At 46.1% G+C, this 25,391-nt stretch carries 25 protein-coding genes; 15 read left to right on the forward strand and 10 right to left on the reverse strand.

The window, feature by feature from the left end; genetic code table 11:
- Positions 1-8: 8 nt before the first annotated feature.
- From SNR28_RS03255 to SNR28_RS03265, 3 genes are all read right to left on the reverse strand, one after another.
- Positions 9-812: a Cof-type HAD-IIB family hydrolase gene (locus tag SNR28_RS03255; RefSeq protein ID WP_375749592.1), complete on the reverse strand. Its 804-nt coding sequence runs from the start codon at positions 810-812 to the stop codon at positions 9-11.
- A gap of 140 nt (positions 813-952) precedes the next feature.
- Positions 953-1,363 (reverse strand): alternative ribosome rescue aminoacyl-tRNA hydrolase ArfB, encoded by a 411-nt coding sequence (gene arfB, locus SNR28_RS03260; protein ID WP_375749593.1) that lies wholly within the window; start codon positions 1,361-1,363, stop codon positions 953-955.
- 3 nt (positions 1,364-1,366) lie between these two features.
- On the reverse strand, positions 1,367-2,470 hold the full coding sequence (locus SNR28_RS03265) for an HD domain-containing phosphohydrolase (RefSeq protein WP_375749594.1): 1,104 nt from the start codon (positions 2,468-2,470) through the stop codon (positions 1,367-1,369).
- Between the two features lie 231 nt (positions 2,471-2,701).
- Between SNR28_RS03265 and SNR28_RS03270 the strand changes: the two genes are divergently transcribed.
- From SNR28_RS03270 to SNR28_RS03340, 15 genes are all read left to right on the forward strand, one after another.
- Positions 2,702-3,487, forward strand: coding sequence for a substrate-binding periplasmic protein (locus tag SNR28_RS03270; RefSeq protein WP_375749595.1), 786 nt, complete (start codon positions 2,702-2,704; stop codon positions 3,485-3,487).
- Between the two features lie 257 nt (positions 3,488-3,744).
- The gene (locus SNR28_RS03275; protein ID WP_375749596.1) at positions 3,745-4,926 is read left to right on the forward strand and encodes an NnrS family protein; all 1,182 of its coding nucleotides are present in this window, start codon (positions 3,745-3,747) and stop codon (positions 4,924-4,926) included.
- A 62-nt stretch (positions 4,927-4,988) separates the two neighbouring features.
- Positions 4,989-6,521: a nitric oxide reductase transcriptional regulator NorR gene (gene norR, locus SNR28_RS03280; protein ID WP_375749597.1), complete on the forward strand. Its 1,533-nt coding sequence runs from the start codon at positions 4,989-4,991 to the stop codon at positions 6,519-6,521.
- A gap of 191 nt (positions 6,522-6,712) precedes the next feature.
- On the forward strand, positions 6,713-8,374 hold the full coding sequence (gene hcp / locus SNR28_RS03285; protein ID WP_375749598.1) for a hydroxylamine reductase: 1,662 nt from the start codon (positions 6,713-6,715) through the stop codon (positions 8,372-8,374).
- 92 nt (positions 8,375-8,466) lie between these two features.
- Positions 8,467-9,501 (forward strand): 2Fe-2S iron-sulfur cluster-binding protein, encoded by a 1,035-nt coding sequence (locus SNR28_RS03290; protein ID WP_375749599.1) that lies wholly within the window; start codon positions 8,467-8,469, stop codon positions 9,499-9,501.
- Positions 9,502-9,606: 105 nt separating this feature from the next.
- The gene (locus SNR28_RS03295) at positions 9,607-10,206 is read left to right on the forward strand and encodes a sugar O-acetyltransferase (RefSeq protein WP_375749600.1); all 600 of its coding nucleotides are present in this window, start codon (positions 9,607-9,609) and stop codon (positions 10,204-10,206) included.
- A 129-nt stretch (positions 10,207-10,335) separates the two neighbouring features.
- Entirely contained in the window at positions 10,336-11,382 is a 1,047-nt protein-coding gene (locus SNR28_RS03300) for an ABC transporter substrate-binding protein (protein ID WP_375749601.1), read from the forward strand.
- A 65-nt stretch (positions 11,383-11,447) separates the two neighbouring features.
- Positions 11,448-11,891 carry a hypothetical protein gene (locus tag SNR28_RS03305; RefSeq protein ID WP_375749602.1) on the forward strand — a complete coding sequence of 148 codons (444 nt, stop codon included), beginning with the start codon at positions 11,448-11,450 and terminating at the stop codon, positions 11,889-11,891.
- Between the two features lie 88 nt (positions 11,892-11,979).
- A complete protein-coding gene (locus SNR28_RS03310) occupies positions 11,980-12,714 on the forward strand; it encodes a substrate-binding periplasmic protein (RefSeq protein WP_375749603.1) in 735 nt (244 codons plus the stop codon).
- Between the two features lie 47 nt (positions 12,715-12,761).
- Positions 12,762-14,423: a GMC family oxidoreductase gene (locus SNR28_RS03315; RefSeq protein ID WP_375749604.1), complete on the forward strand. Its 1,662-nt coding sequence runs from the start codon at positions 12,762-12,764 to the stop codon at positions 14,421-14,423.
- 98 nt (positions 14,424-14,521) lie between these two features.
- Positions 14,522-14,782 (forward strand): acyl-CoA-binding protein, encoded by a 261-nt coding sequence (locus tag SNR28_RS03320; protein WP_375749605.1) that lies wholly within the window; start codon positions 14,522-14,524, stop codon positions 14,780-14,782.
- On the forward strand, positions 14,782-15,321 hold the full coding sequence (locus tag SNR28_RS03325; protein ID WP_375749606.1) for a glutathione peroxidase: 540 nt from the start codon (positions 14,782-14,784) through the stop codon (positions 15,319-15,321). Before SNR28_RS03320 ends, SNR28_RS03325 begins: the two co-directional genes overlap by 1 nt.
- Positions 15,322-15,593: 272 nt before the next feature.
- A complete protein-coding gene (locus tag SNR28_RS03330) occupies positions 15,594-17,606 on the forward strand; it encodes an SDR family oxidoreductase (protein ID WP_375749607.1) in 2,013 nt (670 codons plus the stop codon).
- Between the two features lie 52 nt (positions 17,607-17,658).
- Positions 17,659-18,165 (forward strand): DUF2505 domain-containing protein, encoded by a 507-nt coding sequence (locus SNR28_RS03335; RefSeq protein WP_375749608.1) that lies wholly within the window; start codon positions 17,659-17,661, stop codon positions 18,163-18,165.
- Positions 18,166-18,209: 44 nt separating this feature from the next.
- Positions 18,210-18,842, forward strand: coding sequence for a TetR/AcrR family transcriptional regulator (locus SNR28_RS03340; protein ID WP_375749609.1), 633 nt, complete (start codon positions 18,210-18,212; stop codon positions 18,840-18,842).
- 74 nt (positions 18,843-18,916) lie between these two features.
- Here the strand turns inward: SNR28_RS03340 and SNR28_RS03345 are convergent, their stop codons facing one another.
- From SNR28_RS03345 to SNR28_RS03375, 7 genes are all read right to left on the reverse strand, one after another.
- Positions 18,917-19,849 (reverse strand): alpha/beta hydrolase, encoded by a 933-nt coding sequence (locus tag SNR28_RS03345; RefSeq protein ID WP_375749610.1) that lies wholly within the window; start codon positions 19,847-19,849, stop codon positions 18,917-18,919.
- Between the two features lie 85 nt (positions 19,850-19,934).
- Positions 19,935-21,494 carry a wax ester/triacylglycerol synthase family O-acyltransferase gene (locus SNR28_RS03350; protein ID WP_375749611.1) on the reverse strand — a complete coding sequence of 520 codons (1,560 nt, stop codon included), beginning with the start codon at positions 21,492-21,494 and terminating at the stop codon, positions 19,935-19,937.
- A 78-nt stretch (positions 21,495-21,572) separates the two neighbouring features.
- Positions 21,573-21,944, reverse strand: a complete 372-nt coding sequence (locus SNR28_RS03355) for a phasin family protein (RefSeq protein WP_375749612.1) — start codon at positions 21,942-21,944, stop codon at positions 21,573-21,575.
- Positions 21,945-21,974: 30 nt separating this feature from the next.
- Positions 21,975-22,556: a phasin family protein gene (locus tag SNR28_RS03360; protein ID WP_375749613.1), complete on the reverse strand. Its 582-nt coding sequence runs from the start codon at positions 22,554-22,556 to the stop codon at positions 21,975-21,977.
- Between the two features lie 141 nt (positions 22,557-22,697).
- Positions 22,698-22,979, reverse strand: coding sequence for a polyhydroxyalkanoic acid system family protein (locus SNR28_RS03365; protein ID WP_375749614.1), 282 nt, complete (start codon positions 22,977-22,979; stop codon positions 22,698-22,700).
- A 158-nt stretch (positions 22,980-23,137) separates the two neighbouring features.
- Entirely contained in the window at positions 23,138-23,629 is a 492-nt protein-coding gene (locus SNR28_RS03370) for a lecithin retinol acyltransferase family protein (protein ID WP_375749615.1), read from the reverse strand.
- A gap of 130 nt (positions 23,630-23,759) precedes the next feature.
- Positions 23,760-25,172 carry a coniferyl aldehyde dehydrogenase gene (locus SNR28_RS03375; protein WP_375749616.1) on the reverse strand — a complete coding sequence of 471 codons (1,413 nt, stop codon included), beginning with the start codon at positions 25,170-25,172 and terminating at the stop codon, positions 23,760-23,762.
- Between the last annotated feature and the right edge of the window lie 219 nt (positions 25,173-25,391).

Here is a 25,391-nt window from a genome sequence, read left to right on the forward strand (position 1 = left end):
GAGGTATCTTAAAGTGTTTTTAAGTAGTCTCGAATTACGGTTAATACACCGTTCTCGTTATTTGAGGGAGCCTGATGTCTGGCGTATTTTTTTACCCCTTCATGGGCGTTTTTGACAGCATAAGAGTGGTAGCTTTGCTCCAGCATTTCGACATCATTAAAGTAATCGCCAAAGCTCATTGTTTCGTAAAAGCTAAAGCGAAGCGTCTTTTGAAGGTGTCTGATTGCAGCGCCTTTAGATGCGTTAATATTCATAACATCAAGCCAAATTCGGGCACTGATGACGACCTTATGATCTTCACCAAACTTTGCGTTGATGACTGGCTGTACAAACTGCTCTGTACCTCCAAAATGACAAATTGCCACCTTGATAAACTCATCTTCAACCTCTAGAAGGTCGTCGACATAACGGCATTGAGTGTAATACTTACTGAATTCTGCCAGCGCTTCAGGATCCTGAGTTTCGATATAAGCGGATTTTTTACCGCACAGAACGATGTGTGCTCCGCCGATGGTTCTGGCCGTTTTTATGATTTCATCGATAGATTCATCACCCATAGTACATGCATACAGCTCTTTGCCCTGGTGCATGACCATAGTGCCGTTCTCTGCGATAAACATCATGCGATCCTGTATTGGACCGAAGGTTTTTAACAGGCTGTAATATTGGCGCCCTGATGCGGCTGCGAACATAATTTCCTGCTTCTCCAGTTCATTAAACAGTTCGAAAAACTCTGGGTTTAGCTCGCTATTATCATCGAGCAAGGTTCCATCCATGTCTGACGCGATAAATTTAATTCTGTTTGATGTCATTATAAATACCTGAACTTTTGGAGATGCAGCATGAGGGGGCCGCTATTAGGAAACGTAAAATATAGGAAATTGAGACAGTTTGAAAGAAAAGTTTGACTATTGTCACACAGTTAGTAAGGAGGCAGGCGTCGCGATGAACGCTAAACAACACGCCCGCGAAGTGACTTTGTGGCCCCTTTTCTTTTCTTCGCGTCCACACGACGTATTTGCGAGTTTCGCGTCGGCTTCGTTGCTCTGCGGGCTTTTTGAACAACTGCGACAGATTGAATCATTAGTTTTAATCTTTCGAGCGCATCTTCTCGGTTTTGCTCCTGAGTTCTGAACTGCTGAGCTTTAATTATGATCACACCCTCTTTCGTCACTCTGGAATCTTTTAATGCGAGTAATTTTTCTTTATAGAAAGCGGGAAGGGTAGAGCGCCGGATATCAAATCGAAGATGTATCGCTGAGCTGGTTTTATTTACCTTTTGGCCTCCAGCGCCCATCGCTCTGATAGCAGAAAGTTCAATCTCCCAATCAGCGAGCTCTACAGAGTTAGAAATTTTTAACATAAATCAGGCGGGCAATATCTCTTGCATTACGTGGTTGAGCACATTAACCCAATATGGGCAGAACTGGCTACCACTTTTACGGTTTATCTCTTCAACTGCTTTCGCCATTGGCTTCTTCTCACCGTCTGCTTTTACATGGGTCATGGCTTCAAATGCATCAACGAGTGCTATCACTCTCGCTCCATGGGATATATTGTCCCCGGAAAGTTGCTCAGGGTAACCCTTACCGTCTGGTTGCTCATGGTGTTGATGGATAAACTGCTGCGCTTCGGCCCAGTGCGGCATCTCTCTTAGGAAAAGAGCACTGCGAATAACATGACCCCGCACTCGATTTATTTCAGACTCAAGCAATGAACCTTTTTGGCGTAGTAGGCTCATCGGCACAATTGACATACCGATGTCGTGCAAATAGATCGCGGTTCTTAACTGGCTTTCGTCGATCGGGTTTCCGGCGTACTGGTTAAGAAGTAAGGCTAACTTTAGTTGACGGTTACTTCGGCCCGCCCAGTTATCCATCCTCTTTTCTACGGTTTTGGCGATATCACTAAAGAAAACCAGATCAGGTTCAACTTCTTTCTCCCAGTCTACGCGTAGCTCTTCTGAATCGTACGCCAACAGTTCACTGGTATAGCTGTAATCAAGCGGTGGATCGAGGGCCATCAATGCTTCGTTAAAGTATTGATTATGTTTGGAAGCGTTATAGCTTCTTATTTTGGCGATGGATTCCGTCGCTGAATCAAACACCCTTGGGTCGTACTGGGTTTTTCCATATCTGGCACAATCATCGGCAAAGGACTTTACATGCTCAAAGATAGACAAGAGCAGTTCGGAAATCACTTCGGTATAGGGAAGTTGTCCTTCCCGAACCATCTGGAGAACATCTTCGAAAGCCATTAAAAGGGGAATAACAGGTTGAAACTGAGCAATACCCACATCACCTTTGACCGTGTGCACATATCGGAACAACTTATCAAGTAGCTCACGGTTAGTTGGGTCACTGGCAATCAATGGCATGGTGGCTTCGCTTTCTTCGCAAAGCATGTTTACTTCGTCTACCACATCATTAAGTACATCTATATCTATGTCTGGCGGTATAAAAGTAGTCATCCTGATCCTTGCTCTGTTAGTCCTTGGATTTGGTGCGGATATTATCTCAAAGCATAATTTATTATATGAACTCAGGCGAACTTAAATTTATAAAACTATGAACCGTGATTCGTAAATTGGCAGTATGAATAGATCTATTAACTAATAATTTAACTATACTTCCTAATATGAAGATATTTACGTGTTAGTGAATAGCTTACCGATATACCAGAAAATAGTGTGGTTGAAGTTATGGTATTGCGTAGAACAAACATATTCGTGCTGATGTTTTTAGCGTTTATGCTTATTTCGCTGCCATTTCCAATGCAAGCCAATACCATTCAAATATATACAGAAGATTACCCTCCTTATAATTACATTGAGGACGGACAGCCGGCCGGACTAAGCACAGAGATCGTTCAGCACATAATGGCGCTTGCAGGGCTTGAGTACACAATAGAGTTCCAGCCGTGGGCCAGGGCAATGATTATTGTCGAAAATGAACCCAACACCTTTGTTTATTCAATGAGACGTCTACCAAGCAGAGAGTCTCGATTTTTGTGGTTAGGAGAAATTGTCACGTCTCAACACTCTGTCTTCGCATTAAAAAAACGAAGTGATATTAAAGTAGAGAAAGTGACTGACCTTATTGGATACTTCATCGGAACCACGATTCATGATTCCAGGGAAACCTTATTAATCGAAAATGGTTTTCCTGTAGAGAACTTGACCCGGATAAGTGGAAGGGACGCCTACGAGAGAAATTATAAGAAACTCAAAGCGGGAAGAATTGATGTGTGGCCGATAGATGATGCAGTTGCCCATCATATAAGTCGCAACTGTGGAGATGACCCGAGTTTGTTGCTTCAAAAAGTCTATACCTTCAACGAAGGTACGCTCCACCCTTACTATCTAAGTACTAACTTACGTACAGATCCTGACATCGTTGAAAAAGTAATGAATGCGTTGGTAACTTTTAAAAAGAGCCGGGAGTACAAGCAGATTTTGAAAAGATGGGGTATAGAGACCTCAGAATAGTTGGCTTGTCATAATGAGATGGTGATGTGAAAATGACATCGTCAAACTTATATTAATGACAAACGGCTCTAGAAAATGATTAAACACACATACGATTGTTGGAGTCTTTGAAATCTGCAGCCTTGTTTAAATTTATATTTATCAGTTAGTTATGGCTTGGTGGTGATAATTGTCTTTATTACATCTAACGGCTCATCACATTTTGGCACAAATAATGCTCATGACCCTTGCTATTAATAATTTTCCAGGAAGATGTTGTGTTAAATATCACCGACAAAAGTAAAGAAGATCGTATTGTCCCTCTTTTCCGATTGGGCTTCAGACCCTTTTTCCTATTAGGGACGCTCTATTCAATTATCTCTATCGTTATATGGGTTTATGCGTTTCAGAAGGGGCAACCAGAAGCGTTAAAGGTTCCTGCTATCTGGTGGCACGTACACGAGATGTTTTTCGCTTTTGCCATGGCGATTGTGGCTGGCTTTGTACTTACGGCTGTTCAAACCTGGACTGGGGTGAATGGCACAAAGAGTTATCGCTTAGCGGCAATCGTCGCACTCTGGGCACTGCCACGGATTCTTTTTTGGACAGATACACCGCTGTGGATTACCTCGATAATCGAATCTCTGTTCATTCTGTCTGTTGCTTACGAAGTTGGGTTTAGAGTTGTCGAGTCAAAAGGCTGGAAAAACCTGTTCTTTGTCCCTCTGTTTGTTCTGGCAATCGTCGCTAACTTTGCTAGCTACGCTACCATTAAAGGTATGGCACCATTTCCACCGTCTGCGGTTTGGCATGCAATGCTGTGGTGGTTTGTATTGCTACTTTCTGTGATGGGTAATCGTGTTATCCCGTTCTTTACTGCAAGGCGATTCAATAGTGAAAAGCCACAGCCGATCCTATGGTTGGATTACGCTGTGAATATCTCGCTTGTGTTGTTGTTTGCTTTGAGCTTTTTCCCAATCGCTTCTATGGAGTTTTCTAAACCTTTGATGCTGGTCGCTGGTGCGCTGCAACTTGTTCGCTTTGTGCGCTGGAAGCCTTGGCAAACCGTGAGTGAGCCATTGGTTTGGTCACTACATCTTTCTTATGGGTGTATTCCGGTTGGATTGCTGTTGAGCGGATTCACCGACGGATTTACTCAGCACTCTATGATTCACTTGTTCGCAATCGGCGCTCTTGGTGGCCTGATTCTGGCAATGATTGCACGTGTAACCATGGGACACACTGGTCGAATGATCTATCAAGGACCGGCTTTCTGGTATGGATTTGCTGCCACTTTCATCGCAGCGGTTATCAGAAGTGTTGGTGTCGCAATGCAGCCAGAAAGCATTATCTTGTACGTGAACATTGCTGCGGGACTATGGGTGTTTGCATTTGGCCTTTACCTCGTGAAGTTTGGTCATATGTTGGCGACACCACGAGCAGACGGTCATCCAGGCTGATGTAATTATGACAACGCTATGATATCTTGGTTGGCACGATAATGTTGTTAATAAGAGACAAGATGAAAGCATCGGTAGAAAGAGTGCTGTTGCAAATAGCATTGGACTTAAGCGGAGATCTATCAAAGGGTAACCATTACCAGAAATTGATAGACTCCCTTCAACAAGTACTGCCTTGTGATGCCAGTGCGTTGTTTGTATTGGATGAGAAAGGATTTTTGACCCCGGTTGCGGTTAATGGACTGTCTCGATCGGTGTTAGGTCAAAAATTCTACCCCGACAATCATCCTCGGCTTAAGACCATTCTTGAAAGTAAAAAGCCAGTCAGGTTCAGCGCAGACTCTGAACTGCCGGACCCGTTTGATGGTCAGCTCTCAGCCGTACCCAATGAAGTAATCGATGTGCACGACTGCATGGGGTGCAGCTTGTACGTTGAAGATAAGCTTGTAGGGCTAATCACTCTGGATGCACTTGAGCCTGATGCCTTTGAGAAAATTGACTCAATTACGGTCGAAACTTTTGCTGCTCTGGCTGCTGCAACTCTCAGAAATAACACACTTTTTAAAGCGCTTCAGAAGTCTAATCGGCAGCAAAAAACCGTCAATCAGATGTTGATTGAGCAAGCCCGTTCTAAGGAAGGGAAACTGGTTGGTGTGAGCCCGCAAATCCAACGCTTGCGCGAAAACATCGGCATGGTGGCGAAATCCAGTTATGCTGTGTTGATAAGTGGGGAAACCGGAACCGGGAAAGAACTGGTAGCGCATGCTTTGCATGAACAGTCGCTGCGAGCGGACAAACCCATGATTTACGTAAACTGTGCAGCCCTGCCAGAGAGCATCGCAGAGAGTGAACTGTTCGGTCATGTGAAGGGCGCATTTACTGGGGCCAACTCTAACCGAGCCGGTAAGTTTGAAATGGCCGATGGAGGTACTCTCTTTCTGGATGAAATTGGTGAACTTCCTTTACTGCTTCAGGCAAAGCTATTGCGAGTTATCCAGCAAGGAGAAGTGCAAAGGGTTGGTGCGGATAAAAACTTGCTGGTGGATGTACGCATTATTGTGGCAACCAACCGCGATTTAGAGCAAGAAGTCCTTGAAAGCCGGTTCCGCGCAGACCTCTATCATCGCCTGAATGTTTTTCCTATCTTTGTTCCACCTCTTAGAGAAAGAGAGGGGGATATACCTGTCTTAGCTGGGCATATTCTCGATCAGGTACGTACACAATTTAATATCCATGATCTGCATCTTCATCCTGCGTGCCTAGCCAAAATGGAATCGCTGCAGTGGCCTGGTAATGTCCGGGAACTGGAGCACACCCTTATGCGTGCTGGTCTTAGAGTCATTCAGAAAGGTGAGAACTTAATTCGATTAATGCACCTTGGTATCGAAGAAAGCGCGCAAGCAAACGGGAAAATAGAAAGCCGTACGTTACCTAGTGAGCCTGTTGCGATGAGAGATATGGTAGAGGAGTACCAGAAGGAACTCATCGAACATGCTTTAGCGCAATCCGATGGAGTGTGGGCCCAGGCTGCGGAGTTTTTACAAATGGACAGAGGAAATCTCTACCGTATGGGGAAACGCTTGGGGATCAAATAGATAGTAAAACAGTGTTTGTTGTCATAACTACATCGCTGCGATGTGATTATGACAACGCAAGAAAATAATGCTTTTAATAAAATTCAATAAAAACAATAAGATAAAAGTTGGCACGCTTAGTGCAATATAGCTCCCGGAAAAATCGTCGCAGGCAATGAACCTGCACAGAATAATTAAACTGGAGCTCATATATGTTCTGTATTCAATGTGAACAAACAATTCAAACCCCCGTGTCTAAAGGCTGTAGCTTTGCTCAGGGTATGTGTGGCAAAACATCAGAAGTGTCTGATCTGCAAGACGTACTAGTATACTCTCTTCAGGGTGTTTCTTTCTGGGCTAACCTTGGACGCCAGTTTGGTGTTATCGATTCTGAAATCGATCAGTGGGCACCAAAAGCATTCTTTTCTACTCTGACGAACGTTAACTTCGATCCAGAGCGCATCATCGAGTTCACTAAGACTTCTAACGAGTTCAAGCAGCGTCTTGAAGAGCAAGTTCGTGCAGCTGCACTGGTTTCTGACAAAGAGATTCCAGAGCTTTCACCAGCAGCGAAATTTGAACTACCAGCAGACGCAACAGAGCTATTAGGTGTTGCACCTCAAGCGGCAGTTAACCGTGGCCATGAAACAGAAAACGAAGATGTAATCGGCCTTCGTCTTCTTTGCCTATACGGTCTGAAAGGTGCGGCAGCGTACATGGAGCACGCACGTGTTCTTGAGCAGACTGATAACGCAGTTTATGCCGAGTATCATGAAATCATGAGTTGGTTGGGTACGGATCCAACAGACCTTCAGGCTCTGCTTGAAACGTCTATGAAGATTGGTCTGATGAACTACCGTGTAATGGAGATGCTGGACAAGGGTGAAACTGACACCTTTGGTCATCCAGAGCCAAGCCAGGTTAACGTTAAGCCAGTTAAAGGCAAGTGTATCCTTGTATCTGGTCACGATCTTCACGACCTTGAAAAGATTCTTCAGCAAACTGAAGGTAAAGGCATCAACGTTTACACTAACGGTGAAATGCTTCCTGCTCACTCTTACCCAGAGCTTAAGAAGTACCCACACCTTGTTGGTAACTACGGCAGCGCATGGCAGAACCAGCAGAAAGAATTTGCTAACTTCCCAGGTGCAATTGTAATGACTTCTAACTGCCTGCTTAGCCCGGAAGTTGGTCAGTACGCAGATCGTATTTTCACTCGCAGCATCGTGGGCTGGCCGGGCGTGATGCACATTGAAGGTGATGACTTCAGTGAAGTAATCAAGTGCGCCGAGTCTCTGGAAGGCTTTAAGCACGACGAAATCGAGCATATGATTACTGTTGGATTCGGCCGTAACGCACTGATGGCTGCTGCACCTGCTGTGGTTGAGCAAGTGAAAGAAGGCAACATCAAGCACTTCTTCCTTGTAGGTGGTTGTGACGGTGATAAAGCAGAACGTAGCTACTACACGGACTTCACTGCTGAAGCACCAGAAGATAGCGTAATCCTGACGCTTGCGTGTGGTAAGTTCCGTTTCAACAAGAACGAGTTCGGTGATATCAATGGTATCCCACGTCTTCTTGATGTTGGTCAGTGTAACGATGCTTACTCTGCAATTCAGCTGGCTCTTGCTCTATCTAAAGAGTTCGACTGTGACATCAACGAGCTTCCGCTAACATTGGTTCTTAGCTGGTTCGAGCAGAAAGCGATCGTTATCCTACTGACTCTGTTTGCTCTAGGTGTGAAAGGCATCTACACAGGTCCTACAGCGCCAGCATTCCTGACAGACAATCTAATCAAGATCATTCAGGAGCAGTTCGATATGCGTAGCATCTCAACGCCTGAAGCTGACCTTAAGACTATTCTGGCAGCATAATCTTACTGCGCACAGTGCTCCGGCTTTTGCCGGAGCCTTTTTGTTTTTACCTGTTATTAATAAAGGGCTTCTGTGCCTGAAGGATATTTACCATGTTTGACTGGACACATTCAGATTCAATCCAGCTTGTTTGTCGTAAGAAGTGGCATGAAACACCAGACTCAGTGAGCTTTGAGCTTGAGTCAGAAGACAGCGATGTAGAGTTCAACTTTAAGCCAGGGCAGTTTGCTTCTCTGGGTTTCGAGATTGATGGCAATACAGAATACCGTGCTTACTCTATTAACTCTCTTCCGGGTGAATCGACATTGAGATTCACAGTGAAAAAAGTGGAGAACGGACTTGTTTCCAACTTTATTCTTGATGAGTTGAACGTTGACCAATCGGTAATGCTGCTAAAACCTGCTGGCGCATTTAATAACATCGACTGTACCCACAATGGCAAAGTGACCATGGTGAGTGCTGGATGTGGTATTACTCCGGTAATGTCTATGGTCAAGTACTGGCTAGAGCACAATAGTGATGTCGATATCGACTTCATCCATATGGCTCGCGATAAAGAAAACACAATTTACTTTGAAGAGCTGGAATCTATTGCTCAGCAGCACGATAACTTTAACTTGCGTCTACTGCTGAAAGACAACGGAGATACTGCTCATCCTCAAGGTCGTTTGGATAAAGAGTGGCTTTACAAACTCAGCCCAGATCTAAATGAAAGAACCGTATACCTTTGTGGTCCGGTTGGTTTTATGGAAGACATTAAGCGTTATCTGACGGAAGAAAACTTCGACCTGGAGCGCTTCTATCAGGAGAGCTACACTCCGGCAGAGGCCCCGGTTAGTGAGTCTGTGAACGATGATGGCGGACCTGTCAGCATCTCGGTACCTGCTTTTGGCAAGAACATTGAAGCGGAAGAAGGAAGCGTACTGGTAGATTCTCTGGAAAGTGCAGGCCTACCGATCATTGCGGCGTGCCGAAGTGGTATCTGTGGTTCGTGCAAATGTAAAGTAGAGAAGGGCGACGTAGAGTCGACAAGTAAAGAGACGCTGACAGAGCAAGAGATCAGTGATGGCTATGTTCTGGCTTGTTCAACTGTCGTTAAATCTGATGTTGAAGTCTCTCTAAACTAATTTCATAGACTCTCTTATAACCTCTGATGTCTTCAAACATTGGAGGTGACTACCTGCTAAAATATTCGAATATTTATCGAGTTAGAGTGGTAGGAGAGAGTCTTCATGAGCCAAATCGACAAGCTTCATAGTCAAAAAATCTATTTTCATAGCGACGAAATTCAAAAAGAGCAGGATCTGTGCCTGGAACGTCTCTATGACTTCAATCAAACTCGCCCTTCAGAAACAAGTACACGAGAAAATCTCTTAAAGCAGATATTCGCGGAAGTGGGTGAGGGCTCGTATATCGAACCACCTCTTCGTGCTAACTGGGGAAAACACACCCATCTTGGCAAGAATGTCTACGCAAATTTCAACTTAACACTGGTCGACGATACCCATATTTACATTGGTGACCACGTAATGATTGGACCCAATGTAACACTCGCTACTGCGGGGCACCCAGTTGATCCTCAGATGCGTATCGATGTCGCTCAGTTTAATATCCCTATACACATTGGCAAGAATGTCTGGCTTGGTGCACACAGTGTTGTGTTACCGGGCGTGACTATTGGAGAGAATACCGTGATAGGTGCGGGAAGTATTGTAACCAAAGATATCCCTGCAAATGTCGTGGCGGTTGGTAATCCATGTAGAGTTCTCAGACCGATTACCGAACGGGATAAGGAGTACTATTACAAAAACCTCCGCTTTGATGATAACTAAGCTTCCTGCTTCAAGTTTATTTCGATAAAGTCACCAACAAATATAGCAACAAGCCATCTATCAGAGTAAGGAAGCTAAATGACAATCTGTTAAGGCTAAAAAGACATTGGCTGATAGTGTTCTATACTAATGAAAACAAGAAGAATTAAGCCATGGTGGTCGCTGTTTAGGGAAGAGCTGATGTCTTTAAAGCATTTTCTACATTTTGTTGTTCTGAGTCTTGGACTTACCGTGACTCAGAACGTATCAGCAGAAACAATCGTCGTTGTTGATAGCTATATTGGAGACTATCCTTGGTCCGCGACCAGCAGGAAAGGATTCAACGAAACGATAGATAAAAAGCATAACGTCACGTTTCTGGAAATGGATACCAAGCGAATCTCTCCTTCTCTTTATGAAAGTAAAGCCGATGAAATCTGGGATGAGATTTCGAGTATTAAGCCCGACATCGTCGTGACCATGGACGACAATTCCCTTAAGTACCTTGGTGAGCGAATAACAAATGCGGGCTATCCATTAGTATTTATGGGTGTAAACAATGACCCAAGGCTCTATTTCGAGAGTGGTAATCTTCCTGCTCGAATGAGTGGCGTCCTTGAACGTCCGCTTCTTTTCCAAAGTATGCTCTATATATCCAAGGTGATACCGATGAAGTATCACCGTGTTTTGTTGGTTATGGATAATGGTGCGACCTCGACCGGTTTTTTTGAAAAAACACTGAATGGCCACGATAAGATAAACGCAAACGGGGTTGAGTTGGATGTGTTTATCGCGACCCACTTTAACGAGTGGCAAGAAAAATTTAAGTCACTCTCTCCAGATGACTACGACGCAGTTTTAGTTGGAAGTTTTTCCACCTTGCAAGATAAAGAGAACCTGCCGGATGTGACTGACAGTTACATTTTAGAGTGGGCCAGCGAACATAGCCCAATTCCATTGTTTACATTCTGGAGTCATCGTATCGGGCATGGAAAAACGGTTGGTGGGCTTGTTATCAGTGGATTTCAGCAGGGTAAAAGTGCCGCTCAGAAAGTACATTCGATTGTAGACAACGGGATATTCCCATTAATAGAAGTATCAAAAATAGGAGAGCCTATTTTTAGCGAGAGCCAACTCTCGCGTTGGGATATCGTTTTGCCTGACTATATTAGAGACCGAAGTCATATCGTTGAGTGATGATTATGGTTGCAGGTTAATAATAGAACTAAATTATTAAAAAATAATCCAATAAGGGAAACACAATGAAATCCAAATTGTTCGCGTCTGTTGCTGCTTGTTTTATTCTTGTTATGGCGGCATTGCCCGCTCAAGCTAATACCCAGAAGTTTATTTCATGTACTGTCGATTCATTGAGTGTAAAAGACAAACATAACCTGGCCAGGTGGATATTCTTTTCAATTGCAGCTCATCCCCAAATGGGGGAATACAGCAAAATCACAGATAGTGACAGGCTAGCCACAGACAAAAAGGTTGGCCGTCTAATTACTAAACTGTTGGTTGATGATTGCCCTGACGAGTTAAGAGTCGCCAATAAAGAAGATCCGTATGCGGTAGAGCGGGCTTTCGAATATATCGGTCAGGTAGCGATGCAAGAATTATTAACCGCTGAAGAGGTTAATAATGCTATTACGGGTTATATCGAATACACCGATCAGGATGCTTTAGAAGAGCTTATCTCAGAGTAATAATTTATAAGGCAGTGTGATGTCTAAACGACGATTTACTCTTGTCAGAAGCCTTTCTTATTTGCTTATACTTTTTAGTGTTTGCAAGATGAGCTATGCAAAAGTACTTATCGTTGGTGACTCTCAACATCCGCCATTTTCTTATATCGAAGATGGTGAGAATAAAGGTATCTATACCGAAATTGTTCAGCAGACACTGAACAGAATGAATCACACCGCTGTTAGCATTGAACTTTACCCTTGGAAGCGTTCCCTCGCGATGGTTGAAAGGGGGAATGCTCAGGCTATTTTCCCTCCTCACTACTTTCCAGGTAAGCGGCCTTTCTTAATTGATTACTCTGTTCCTATGATGACTGAATACGCTTCGGTTTTTTGCAACAAACGCTCGTTAAGTCAAAAAGGTATTGAGCTCAATGGCAACCAAATTTGGCCGGAAGATTTTTTCGATGCGTCCTTTGTGCTGAGCAGGGGCGTAAAAATGGGCGGGGATGCTTTCTGGGCAGGGGTTGAAAACAAGACCATAAGTGCCGAAGAAGTGAATGGCCCAGAGAATGCGTTGAATATGGTGCTTACAGGACGTAAAGACTGCCATATCAACGACAAGGTCACCGTGCAATGGTACTTGTCGAATGTTTTTACGGGTGAACGAGTGGAAGATGTTTCTCTGGCAGCGGTAATCGCGGAAGAGGCTGGATACCTTGCAGTCGGGGCAGACTGGAGCGATGACCAGAGAAGCGAATTTCTAGAGCAGTTTAATCAGGAGTTAAACATCCTGATCAATGATGGCTCTGTAGAGGAAATTATCGAACGATATATTCGTTAAGATTCTGAAACGCAGAAAAAGAGTAGAAATGACACCGGAGAAGTAATATGGAGCGTTACGATTACATTATCATTGGTGGAGGCTCAGCAGGTTGTGTGCTGGCTTCACGTCTTACCGAGGATGAAGCTATTTCAGTATGCCTGCTAGAGGCAGGTGGCAAAGATGACAGTGCCATTATCCACACACCAACGGGGATAATTGCCATGTTGCCGACTAAAATTAACAATTGGGCATTTGAAACAGTGCCACAGCCTGGTCTCAATGGACGTAAAGGGTATCAACCCAGAGGCAAGACTTTAGGTGGTTCAAGCTCAATTAACGCGATGATGTATGCTCGTGGCCATAAGTATGATTATGATCTTTGGGCTAGCTTGGGTAACGAAGGCTGGAGCTACGATGAGTGTTTGCCTTATTTCAAAAAGGCAGAAAATAACGAAGAGCTGAAAGATGAGTTTCATGGGCAAGGTGGTCCGCTGAATGTAGCTAATCTGCGCTCACCAAGTCCAATGCTCGACCGCTACCTTGATGCCTGTGAAGAGATAGGCATTCCGCGCAGTCCTGATGTGAATGGTGCTGAGCAATTTGGTGCAATGCAGACCCAAGTAACTCAGGTAAATGGTGAGCGTTGCAGTGCCGCGAAAGCTTATCTCACCCCTAATCTAGACCGCCCTAACTTAACTGTGGTAACTAAAGCCACCACACATAAAGTGTTGACTGAAGGTAAGCGTGCAGTCGGTGTGGAGTATGGCTCAAAAGGCAAGGTATTCCGCATCTATTCTAATCGAGAAGTGATTTTATCTGCGGGAGCATTTGGCTCTCCGCAAATCTTGCAACTTTCTGGTATTGGCGATAAAGCCGATCTTGAGCCACACGGCATTGAGCTGGTTCACCATCTTCCTGGTGTAGGGAAGAACTTACAAGATCACATTGACCTTGTGCACACCTATAAAACCTCAGCCAAAAAAGAAACGTTTGGTGTTTCACTACAAATGTTCAATGAGACCCGCAAAGCCTGGCCTGAGTGGCGCAAAGAGCGTAAAGGCAAACTGACCAGTAACTTTGCTGAAGGCATTGCTTTTTTACGCTCCGGCGATGAAGTAGATGTGCCTGACCTGGAGTTTGTCTTTGTGGTCGCCGTTGCTGATGACCATGCAAGAAAAATTCATGTTAGCCATGGATTCAGCTGTCATGTGACACTTCTAAGACCTAAGAGTCGCGGCAGCGTTACCATCCAAAGTAGCGACCCTTATCAAGCTCCGGTGATTGATCCTAACTTCTTCGGACACCCAGATGACATGCCTGTAATGATCGAAGGGTGGAAAAAGCAGTATCAAATGATGGAGAGCTCAGCCTTTGATGATGTGCGAGGTGAGAACTTCTATCCTGTTGATCCCAATGATGATAAGGCGATTGAGCAAGACATCCGTAATCGAGCCGATACCCAGTATCACCCAGTCAGTACTTGTAAGATGGGCCCAAAAGAGGATGAGCAAGCGGTAGTAGATAATCAAGGTCGAGTCTATGGTATTGAGCAACTGCGAGTCATTGACGCTTCTATTATGCCAACCCTGATTGGTGCAAATACCAATGCCCCAACCATTATGATGGCAGAGAAGATCGTTGAACAAATCAAACAAGACCATCTGTGCGGTCGAGTGGATTTAACGGTTCATCGTGACCAAAGCCCAACTAGCAGGGATTTTCTCTAGTTTTCTGCCTAGGTCACTTTTTAAGCTTTATGACTATCGTAAACTGGTCGGAGCAGTTCTTGATGTTGACCTTAAATAATCGAAAAAAGGAGTTTTTCATGGGTAATCTCTCTTCCCGGTTCGAATCGGCAGCCGTAGCTGTAAAATCATTGAATCAACGACCTGACAACGAAACCCTATTGTCACTTTATGCCTACTATAAACAAGGCAGTGCAGGTGATGTTCAGGGCAAACGACCTGGTCTGTTCGACCTTAAAGGTGGTGCCAAGTATGATGCTTGGGAGCGCTTGCGTGGTATGGAATCAGAAAAGGCTAAGCAGGAATACGTCGACCTGGTCGAACGTTTGACCAACGTGTGATGTTTAGCAAAATTCAGTATTTTGCTGCTTTGCTGAGTGTTCCCTGGCAAAGTCGCGAAGGCAACGCCCACGACTTTAGTTTCGATACCATCGCTGGTGATATGCTGTCACTGGCCGAGTACGAAGGCAAAGTGGTTCTGGTGGTTAATACAGCCTCGGAGTGCGGCTTTACCCCTCAGTACAAGCAATTGCAAGCATTGTGGGAAACCTATTGTGACCAGGGGCTAGTGATAGTTGGTGTTCCGTGTAACGATTTTGGTGGTCAGGAACGATCCTCAAATGCCAGCATCAATAGCTTCTGTGAACTTAACTTCGGTGTGACGTTCCCACTGGCCGCTAAAACCAGGGTTAAAGGCAGAGGTCAGCATCCATTCTATACCTGGGCCGGGCAGCAGGTCGGTTTCGTGGGTAAGCCGCGCTGGAACTTTCACAAATTTCTAGTGAATAAAGACGGCCAATTGGTTGACTGGTTCTCGTCTACGACCAACCCCAATGCCAGGAAAGTAGTGAGTGCGATTGAGCGCGAGCTAGCCAAATAACTCAAAGACCGGGCGGTTTTCTTGCTTTGCTGTCCGGCTAAACTTTTAGATTCACCTGTTCCTTGAGCATTCCATTCGGCTTGGTACGAGTAGCACACTATACCGTTTATGCAATGTATTTATTAGCGTAAATGCAATATGCGTCACAGTAACTGGACGGACCAGTGTCAAGATCTTGAACTGACTAAGAGAATGGTGTTAGGCGGCTTGCGAAATAAGCACACAATTGCCAAGGTTAAATGAGTGTTATTGGATCTGTTTAAGGAATGAATATGAACTACTTTGTCACTGGGGCCAGCGGATTTATTGGTTTAAACTTGCTACAACGTTTGACCAAACGGCCAGGAACCTTTTATCTGTTGGTTCGCAATGATGATAGCCAGCTTAAGATCCTAAACGCGGCAAAACAGCTTGGTTTCCCAACGGATAATCTGGTGTTTGTCCAAGGAGATTTGACCCAGCCGAAACTGGGAATCGCATCCCAGTGGATTGACCAACTCAGCAACTCAGTGACACATTTCTTCCACCTTGCTGCGGTTTATTCGTTCGAAGCCGATAGTGATACTATCGACAAGGTCAACATCGACGGTACCCGACATGCGCTTCAGTTAGCCGAAGAACTGGGTGCCGGCTGTTTTCACCATGTTAGCTCAATTGCCGTCGCAGGCCAGTATCGCGGCTGGTTCCATGAAGATATGTTCGAGCAAGCTCATCCTGAGGGCAACAGCTACCTGACTAGTAAGTTGGCCTCAGAGGCGCTGGTACGTGAGCAAAGTACATTGCCATGGAGAGTTTATCGACCTGGGGTAGTGATCGGAGACTCGAAAACTGGTGCGGCCATGCGTATTGACGGGCCTTACTATTTCTTTAAGTTAATTCAGAAAATACGTGATTCCTTACCACAGTGGGTACCTATGCTGGGGCTTGAAGGGGGTCGCCTGAACCTGGTACCGGTCGATTTTGTCACCGATGCCATGGATCATATTTCCCATCAGCCGGAGCTGAACGGCCAGTGTTTTCATCTAACCGATCCTGAGCCTTGTCGAGCCGGTGAGGTGGTGAATATCTTCGCCCACGCAGGACATGCGCCTCGGGTAGCGATGCGGATTGACCTTCGCCTGCTGGAGCTACTACCCAAAGCACTGCGCAACGAGCTGGGTAATCAGCCTATGTTAAAGCGTCTGGGCCAATCTCTATGTAAGGAGTTCGGGATCCCACCAGCGGTGGCCGCATTCTTTACCACGCCAACCTTGTTTGACTCCCGCAATACCCAACGGGCTTTAGAAGGCACGGATATCAGCTGTCCAAGACTTGAGGATTACGCCCCCGCTATATGGGATTACTGGGAGCGAAACCTGGACCCTGACCTGCATCTGGAGCGCAGCCTCAACGCCCGGCTGAAGGGTAAAACTGTGATGATCACGGGTGCCTCATCGGGCATAGGTAAAGCAGTAGCTCTTCAGCTAGCGAAGACAAAGGGGCAATTATTGCTGGTGGCGCGTAACCCTGAACGACTGCAGGAGACGGTTCGCGAAGTCGAAGAGTTGGGTGGCAAGGCGGCAGCATATTACTGTGATATTGCTGACCTTGAAGCCGTGGATGTGATGCTGCAATTGGTTGAACAGCAGTTCGGTAAGGTCGATGTGTTAATTAATAACGCCGGTCGTTCTATCCGTCGCCCAGTGATCAACTCGCTAAACCGTTTCCACGATTATGAGCGCCTGATGCAGATAAACTATTTCGGTGCACTGAGACTTATCAACGGTTGTCTACCTGGCATGATTGCCAATAATGGTGGTCATATTATCAACATCTCGTCGATTTCAGTGCTGACCAATCCGCCACGCTTTGCTGCTTATGCTGCGTCTAAAGGTGCGATGGAAAGCTTTACCCGATGTGCGGCTCCAGAGCTGATTGACTACAACATTCACATGACGACTATCCATATGCCCCTGGTCGACACGCCGATGCTTGAGCCAGTGGAAACCTATCGATCGGTCTCAACTCTCAGCCCTGAAGAGGCAGCAGAGATGGTTGCTAAAGCCATTATCGAACGACCGAAGCGGGTTTCCACCCGATTGGGCATGTTTGGTGCCTTAGTGCACGGGCTATTCCCTAAACTGGGTGAGCTTATCATGAACACTTATTTCCATATGTACCCAGACAAGCTGGATCAAAAGTACCGGCCAGATCTGCCCGAAGCTGAGGCTGCCTATGAAAATCAGCAACAGATACAACGGGAGATACAAGCCCTGTCCAGCTTAATCAGAGATATTCATCTGTAAGCTAGTGCTCAATTAAGCAGTAGACAGAAAAACAGACGACCAAGGAGCGGGAATGAAACGAATCGAAATGATTCATGCCTATGCGGCACCATTAGATGAGGTGATCCGGTTTTTCAGTGAACCCGATCTAATCGAAGAGAAATATGCAAAGCTCGGAGCGAGCAATACCCAGGTCCAGGAACTGGCAGAAACCGACGATGGCTTCAGGACCCGCACCGAGCGCCAGGTGCCGGCCAATGTGCCGTCGATACTGAAAGCGGTGCTTGGCGCGTCGAATCAGATCCGTCAGCAAGAGCAGTGGCACTGGTTGGATGACGACACAATCTCCTGTGATCTGATGGTAGATATTGTCGGTGTGCCAGTGACGGTGCAAGGTGAAATGCGACTGAGCGCCTTTGATGACAATGAGCGCTGTGAAAACCATGTCACTATCTCGGTATCAGCATCGCTGCCGCTTATTGGTGGCGCGCTGCAGGATTTTGTTGCCAAGGATGTCAAGCGTTTGGCCGAAGCCGAATTTGAACATATTCAGCAGCAGATTTCAGTCAGTGTAGCGTAGTCAGGTATATACCCGCGTTAACACAACACGTGCATGGAGGCCGAGTGAATACCAAGTCCAGAATCCTAGAAACAAGCCGATGTCTGTTCAATCAGCACGGGGTTGAGCCAATCTCCAGTTTGCAGATCGCAACTGAGCTTGAGATCAGTCCTGGTAACCTTTATTACCATTTTCACGGTAAGGATGAGATTGTTGCAGTGTTGGTCAACGAATGCGATCAGCTATTTGCCGACGATAGTCAGGCGTTTTTCCGGGAGGTTGAAAGCTTGGAGCACTATTGGGCGTTTTTGCATCGCCTGATGGAGCACTTCTTGCGTTACGAGTTTATCTTCAGGAGTCTGGATCATCTACACTGTGAGTCTCCGGCCCTTGGCCGGCGGATCAGAGCCCTGATTCGTCGACTGAAGGGGTTGATTATGACCATGCTGGAACGGTTATCCAGCCTCGGTGTTTTGCGGGTAAATCAAGCTGAGCAGGCTATCCTATCCGACAATCTTTTACTGGTTGGTCTGCACTGGGCACACTATCAGGTTCTGCTGCATCCAGGCCTCGACGAGCCAGCATTGGTGCGCAAAGGTGTGATTCGCATGTTGACCCTGGTTTCTCCCTACATCGCACCTGAGCACGGGGCAGCACTAGTTCAGCACCAGCGCTGGGCTGAGCAGCTCACGAGCTAGTGTTAACTCGTATCATAGAAATCGCAGTTCCCGTTAGCTGAGCTGCCCTGATACTATAGTAGATATTGGGGTGCTTATCTGGCGGCGGGATCTTCGCCTTTTATTACATCGTGTTGCCACAGAAATTGGGCAATGCTGTCAATCGCTTCTTCGGCTTCTCGAATCTGGCTAAACAACGGATAAACATGGGGCATCCCGTCACCCACTATCAGCTCGATTTGATGGTCAGCTTGTGTCAGCTTTTCAGCGAGACGAGTCGAGTCATCCAGCAAGACCTCTTCAGAGCCCACCAAGATCAGTGTAGGAGGGAGTTCCACGTAGTCAGCATAAATGGGAGAAACCAAGGGATCCCTTGGTGGTGCTCCGCAGAGATAGGTGTTGCGCATCAGCAGCAGTGAAGGCAGATCGAAGAACGGGTCGTCATTACGTTTTGCATAGGCGCTTTGTCCAGTCATCTCCATATCCGATACAGGAGAGAGCAGAACCGCAGCGGCGGGGAGTGGCAGATTATCCTGCTGAGCCTGCAGCATGGTTCCAAGTGCCAGATTACCGCCAGCTGAATCACCCATCAGGACTATTTGACGGCTGTCGTAGCCCTCTTTTAGCAGCGCACGGTAGACCGCGTAGCAGTCATCGTGGGCCGCGGGATACGTATGCTCCGGAGCCAGACGGTAATCTACCATCAGTCCACGGCCAGATATTTTCTGGCAAACCCTTCCGATAAAGCTGCTGTGGGTATTTGGGCTGACAAAACAGAATCCGCCGCCATGGAAATAGAGCAGCAGCATGTTGTCGTCGGATGCTGGCATGTCAACCCATTCACAGGGAATATCAGCCCAACTGCATGGAGAGCGCTTCAATAACTTCGGGACGTTGATGAGCGCACCATACTGGTCGATATTGGTGATCAGCTCTCGCATTTCATGCACATCATCGCAGCGAGCCATACGCTGGCGCATAACGCGCTCAAGCACTTTGTTAAATGCCCGACTTGTCCAATGTGCCATGTTTACCTCCCTGAACTTAGTTGGGGAACCCGCGCTGTCATTCGATCATGTCAATAGTATAGACGAACAATTCAGATCTTTAGTCTTACTCCTTCGCTGGCTCGGTTTCTCTGGTTACCCTTCGGTGTTGCCGAGGAAGAGGTGATACCTTGAACTGCTTCAGTTCGGCAAGCAGCATCTCGGCCTCGTACGCCAGGTTTTGTGAATGATCGTCGGCCAGAGGGTCGTACAGCCCTCCATTCAACCCTGACATTGCTGTGTCCATCACATCCCGATCGAGGGACGCCAATGCTTCTTCCAGGTAATCGGGTATTTTCTCTGAATGGGACAGGTTAGACGGGCAACTGACGAGTCCGAAATGCAGGTGGTCATCGTAGCCAAACATGGTGATGTTAATGGTTTGACCGGGGATAAGCAGAGACAGCGGATAGCATTCCTGCACTTCAGCACCGAAGAAATAGCGCCGCTGCGCTGGTCCCGGCACATTGGAAATGATCAGGTTGGTGGCTGGTGGTACCACATGGTTGATATTCAGTTTGCCGCCTAACAGTGCTAATCCGTTGACCAGAATCGAATAGTTGATATACCCTCCAGGTGACACCTCTTGCGCATGGTGCTTCACATTGTCGGTGGACTGTTGGATTGCTGCCAGACGCCTGGTTGGAGTATCCAAGGCATGACCGAGTTCAACCAGGCCAACCGCAAACTTGTTGCCCCCATTTTTGACTGCGCCCTCTTCCCGTAGATCAATCGGCATCAGTGCCACCAAGGGTTGCTCAAGACACAGACGGTGATCCTGCAGGTATCGATTCAAAGCAATATCACACACGCATAACATCACGTCGTTCAGTGACGCGCCGGTGACGCGGCTGATCTGCCGAAACTGGCTGACAGGTAGTCGGCCCAGGCCAACCGCTCGCGATTTGTGGTGCTTTTGGTTGAACGGTGTTTTGGGCGCGGTAAAGGGGACTTTTAGATCGGGTAGTTTGCCGCAAAACAGCTTTGATAGCATACCTGTGCCTAAAGAAACCAATCCCAATGAAGCACTGAGTTGACGTTTTAGCTCATCGACCGAGCCAAACAACTGAGTGATCAACTGATGATTTTCTTCCTGCTGTTGCTTGTGCGATTTTCCTAAATCCTGCTGCCAAAATGGCTTGCCTGGCTCTTTGGGATCCAGTGACGTGCAAAAATCAACTAACTTGCCGACTTTCATACCATCGGCAATGGCATGGTGCAACTTGAAGCAGATCACCACCTGATTGTCTTCCAAGCCACCAATCACCCACATTTCCCACAGTGGCCGGAAGCGATCCAGTTGATGACTGTGGAGCCTTCCCACTAAGTCCAGCAACTGCTCACGACTTCCCGGTTGGGGCAGCATCGACAAATGAACATGTTGGGTGATATCTACGTTCGGGACGTCCTGCCAATTTGGCCATTCGGTCAACGACAGGTTCAAGCGCCAGTTGAATGGTGACTTGACTTCGGTATAAGTGAGAAGTTGGCTGTACAGGTCACATGCGAACTCTGCGCTCTCGGTGCCTGGTGGTGGTTGCAAATGGAGTAGTCCGGTAACATGCATCGGCGTGTCACCAGATTCAAACAACACAAATGCAAGATCGATAAGAGAGAGTTTATTCATAGGCGCCCGTCGATCCAGTTTTAAACGAATGAAGAGGGGTGGGGGCAGTCCCCCACCAGTCTACTAGCAAGCTGTCAGCTATTTTTTCGCTTGCTGTTCTAGCATTGCTTCTACGATGGTAGTCAGCTTTTCGATTTTTTCATCTAACCGATCAAGCTTGGTTCGATCTATACCGCTGACACGATACATTATGTCGTTAACCTGGTCTTCAAGATGATCAGCAGTTTTATCGCGAGTCAGATCGATCTTGTCTTTCGCAGCTTGTTCCACTTCCTTGCCACGCTCTACCAGTTCGTCAAACATACGGCTGGTTTTCTGGTTAATAGACTGTGCCTCTTCGACACTGCGGCTATACATGCCCAGTCCCGCCAGCCAGATATTTCGTGTCATATACTCACCGTTTTCAACGATTTGAGTGGCGGTTTGGTCAACTGTGCTTAATTTGCTCATGATGTCCTCCCAATGAACTGGTGTTTCGGGTTATTCCGCTTTTTCGGTTGTTACAGTTTTTGGCTTACGTGCCGGTGCTTTAGTGGCTGTTTCGGTTTTTGCCTTGCTAGCAGGAGCTTTTCGCCTGGCTATACCTGAGTTTGACCGTGGTGCTGCCTTGGTCGTTTTCGCAGCTGGCTTTGCAGGTACCTCTTTAGCTACACTTTCTGCAGCGGCAGTCGCTGCTGGCGCGCTTTCTTTCTGAGCCTGGCTCTGCTTGAGCAGCAGTTCGACTTGTTCGGTCAGTTTATCCAGCTTGTCATCAACCTCATTCAGCTTGAAGCTCTCGACACCAGTGACTTTCTGCACCATTTGATGCAACCGCTCTTCCATTGCCACTGTGGCTTGGCTGCGTTTGGTATATACACGCTCTTTCTGCTGTTTTTCGATTGCACGCCCGCGCTCGAGCAGGTCTTCGAATAACGAACGGCCGCGGCTAGAAATCCCGTTGACTTCCTCGGCACTCTTGGCGTATGCGCCTAGTCCTGCAAGCCAAATGTTGTACATCATAGTTTCGCGCATGCTCTCGACGCTTTTATCATCACTGGCTGCGCTGCGTGAGAAGATCCCCATCTTTCCCTCCTTAAATTGAATAAGACTGAATTCTCATTCCAGGTTCATGATAGCTAGGGAAGTTAGAGTCAGCTTTCTAATAGCTTGTCGGTTCGCAATAAAATCAAAAAATCGTGATGGGATTTGCGCTGGATCAATTTTTCATAAGGACTCGCCGAGTAGTTCATCCAGGCGAAGGGTAATATGTTGTTCGATAGAGTGCGCAAACAGGCTGGCGGCAAAGCCAAGACGAATATTCATACTCATTTTGCCAGAGGTTGCTAGCAGCCATCCGTGGGCAGAATGGTGCTTAAAATGCAGGTGTTCTTCGTCCCAGTGCCAGCGCAGGCCGTATTCCAACTCCAGTTCATTGGCAACTTGCTCAGCGACATCTCTTGCCCGGTTGTGTGATAATTCGTGATCACGTTCGATAAAAATCACCATAGTTGATTAGACCGCCTTTTTCTTATTGGTATCGATTATTCATAGCGCAAAGCATGAAAAGGATCCAGCGTGCTGCTTTTCCGAAGGAAAAAAATCTGAAGAACTCCTCAATATTGAAGACATTTTCTAGGGTTTGTTGACCTTTTGAGCTGAATTTCCTAGCGCAATTTAGTAACCAAGAACGCAATTCCTGCTGCAAAACAGGCAGCGACTGCAACCTTTTTTAAGGGGCTTTGCTCGGTAGGAGTCAGAATCGAAGTTAATGCCGCTGCCCCAGCTGTGGCCTTTACAACTGGATTGTCGGCTTTCAACAAAACAGCCACTGCAATTGCAGAAATCAAGTACTTTTGGACTTGTGTACTCTCTTTCACTAAACCACATGAAGTGCGTACAAAGTGTTCACAGTTCTCAGAAAACAAGCTGTAGGGAACTCCTAGGAATTTTCTTGCAGTTTGTACCGCCAGAGCTGGGTTGTCGGCTTTAATTGAACTGAACTCAATACGTCGATTGTCGGCAAAAGAATTTAAATCAATTTCTTCCACACGCCGGTACTTCTTTGAGTTGTGAATAACCGTGTTGTTACCTACGTAGATTCCATAGTGTTTAAAGCCAGTGTATTGAATCTTCAACACTTGCCCTGAGTAATACATTGTAACTCCCCTCTACTAAGTGAGTACCATATCAATAATAGGGGACATTAAGCACTATTCAAGCTTGAACCTTGCAAGCCAGAGCTATCAGGCTCTTGCTATTTAGTAAAAAGGCTCTATGGCGAAGGTGTTATTTCAATAGTAGGCTTCTAAGTGCCTTAAATACAAAATCTCTGTTTTTAAGAATAAATCGATTCTTAGGGAGCCAAGAACTTGAACGTAGTACGGTTTTTGCTTTAGAGAAGGTCAGGAAGCCTTCGTGACCGTGGTAGTGGCCCATACCTGAGTTACCGATACCACCGAATGGTGCATCATCTGCGACAACGTGCATGGCAGTATCGTTTATTGAAACACCACCGCTGTGCGTTCTAGTCACAAAGTTATTAATCAGCGTTTCATTTTTAGACATGATGTAAAGTGCTAATGGTCGAGGCCTGTCATTAATGTATGTAATCACTTCCTCGGCATCTTCGTAGGTCATTATCGGCAAAATAGAGCCAAAGATCTCTTCTTGTAATATCTTCATGTCTGAAGATAGGTTACTGATTAGATGAGGGTAAACGCGACGACCTTGATCAGGTTCGACGTCTTTGACTGCATCGACTCTCGCCCCTTGAGCCTTTGCATCTTCTAAGAAGCTCATTAAACGAGAATATTGGCGTTCGGAAACGATATGGGTTTGCGTGTTGCTGTCCTTACCATTCAAGTGATATTCAGTATAACGCTTAATAAATGCATCGATGAATTCTCGCTCACGCTGTTTAGGAACAAAGACATAGTCAGGTGCCACACAGATTTGCCCTGAGTTGACTGATTTACCTACGATAACAGCGTCGACAGCGATATTAATGTCAATATCTTTATCAATAATGGTTGGTGATTTGCCACCCAGCTCAAGCGTGATAGGCGTTAGGTTATCTGCAGCAGACTTCGCCACAAGCTTTCCTACGGCTGATGACCCGGTAAAAATAAGGTGGTCGAATGGGAGTGCAGAAAAAGCAGCACCAACGTCAGCTTCGCCTTCAACAATCTGGATGTGCTCTTCGAGACCTTTTGTGAGTTTTCTTAAGGCTGCATTGGCATTCGGAGTGAACTCACTCATTTTAATCATGACACGGTTACCTGCCGCAAGTGCTTGTACCGTAGGTCCTAGCGCTAAATAGAAAGGGAAGTTCCATGGCGTTATAACGCCAACCACTCCGAGTGGTTGATAATGAACTGTAACGCTTGAAGGTGTCAGCATTAGCCCGGCATGACGCTTAGATGGTTTCATCCATTTCTTTAGATTTTTAGTCGCATAGTTAATGCCTGCAACACTAGGGAGTAAATCAGCGATGAGCGTATCAAACTCGCTACGATAGCCGTAGTCACGTTTCAGCGCATCGTAGATCTCTTGTTCATTGTCTAAAATGGCTCGCTTAAGCTTTTTCAGAATATCGATACGTTGAGCATAAGTCGGTGCTGGGTTTTTGTTATATGCACTTTTCATTAAAGAAAAGTCGTCTTGAAGTCGCTGAAGTGTTACGTTCTCTAGTATTGACATAATGATTCTCTGACTTGAAAAAATTAAACATCAGTCTTTATGATGCTTTTATTATAACTTCACAAACTCATTCACTACGATTTAGTTTACATTTGCGGTTAATTTTCTCAACTTTAAATTTACATTTGTAATGTGCAATGTAATGTCGGATTTATCGCGTAGAGAAATAAAAGAGAAAAATAGCAACGAGCTAATCTGAGTTGGATACGATATCACTCA

The organism is Vibrio iocasae (assembly GCF_042245395.1).
Lineage (GTDB): Bacteria > Pseudomonadota > Gammaproteobacteria > Enterobacterales > Vibrionaceae > Vibrio > Vibrio iocasae.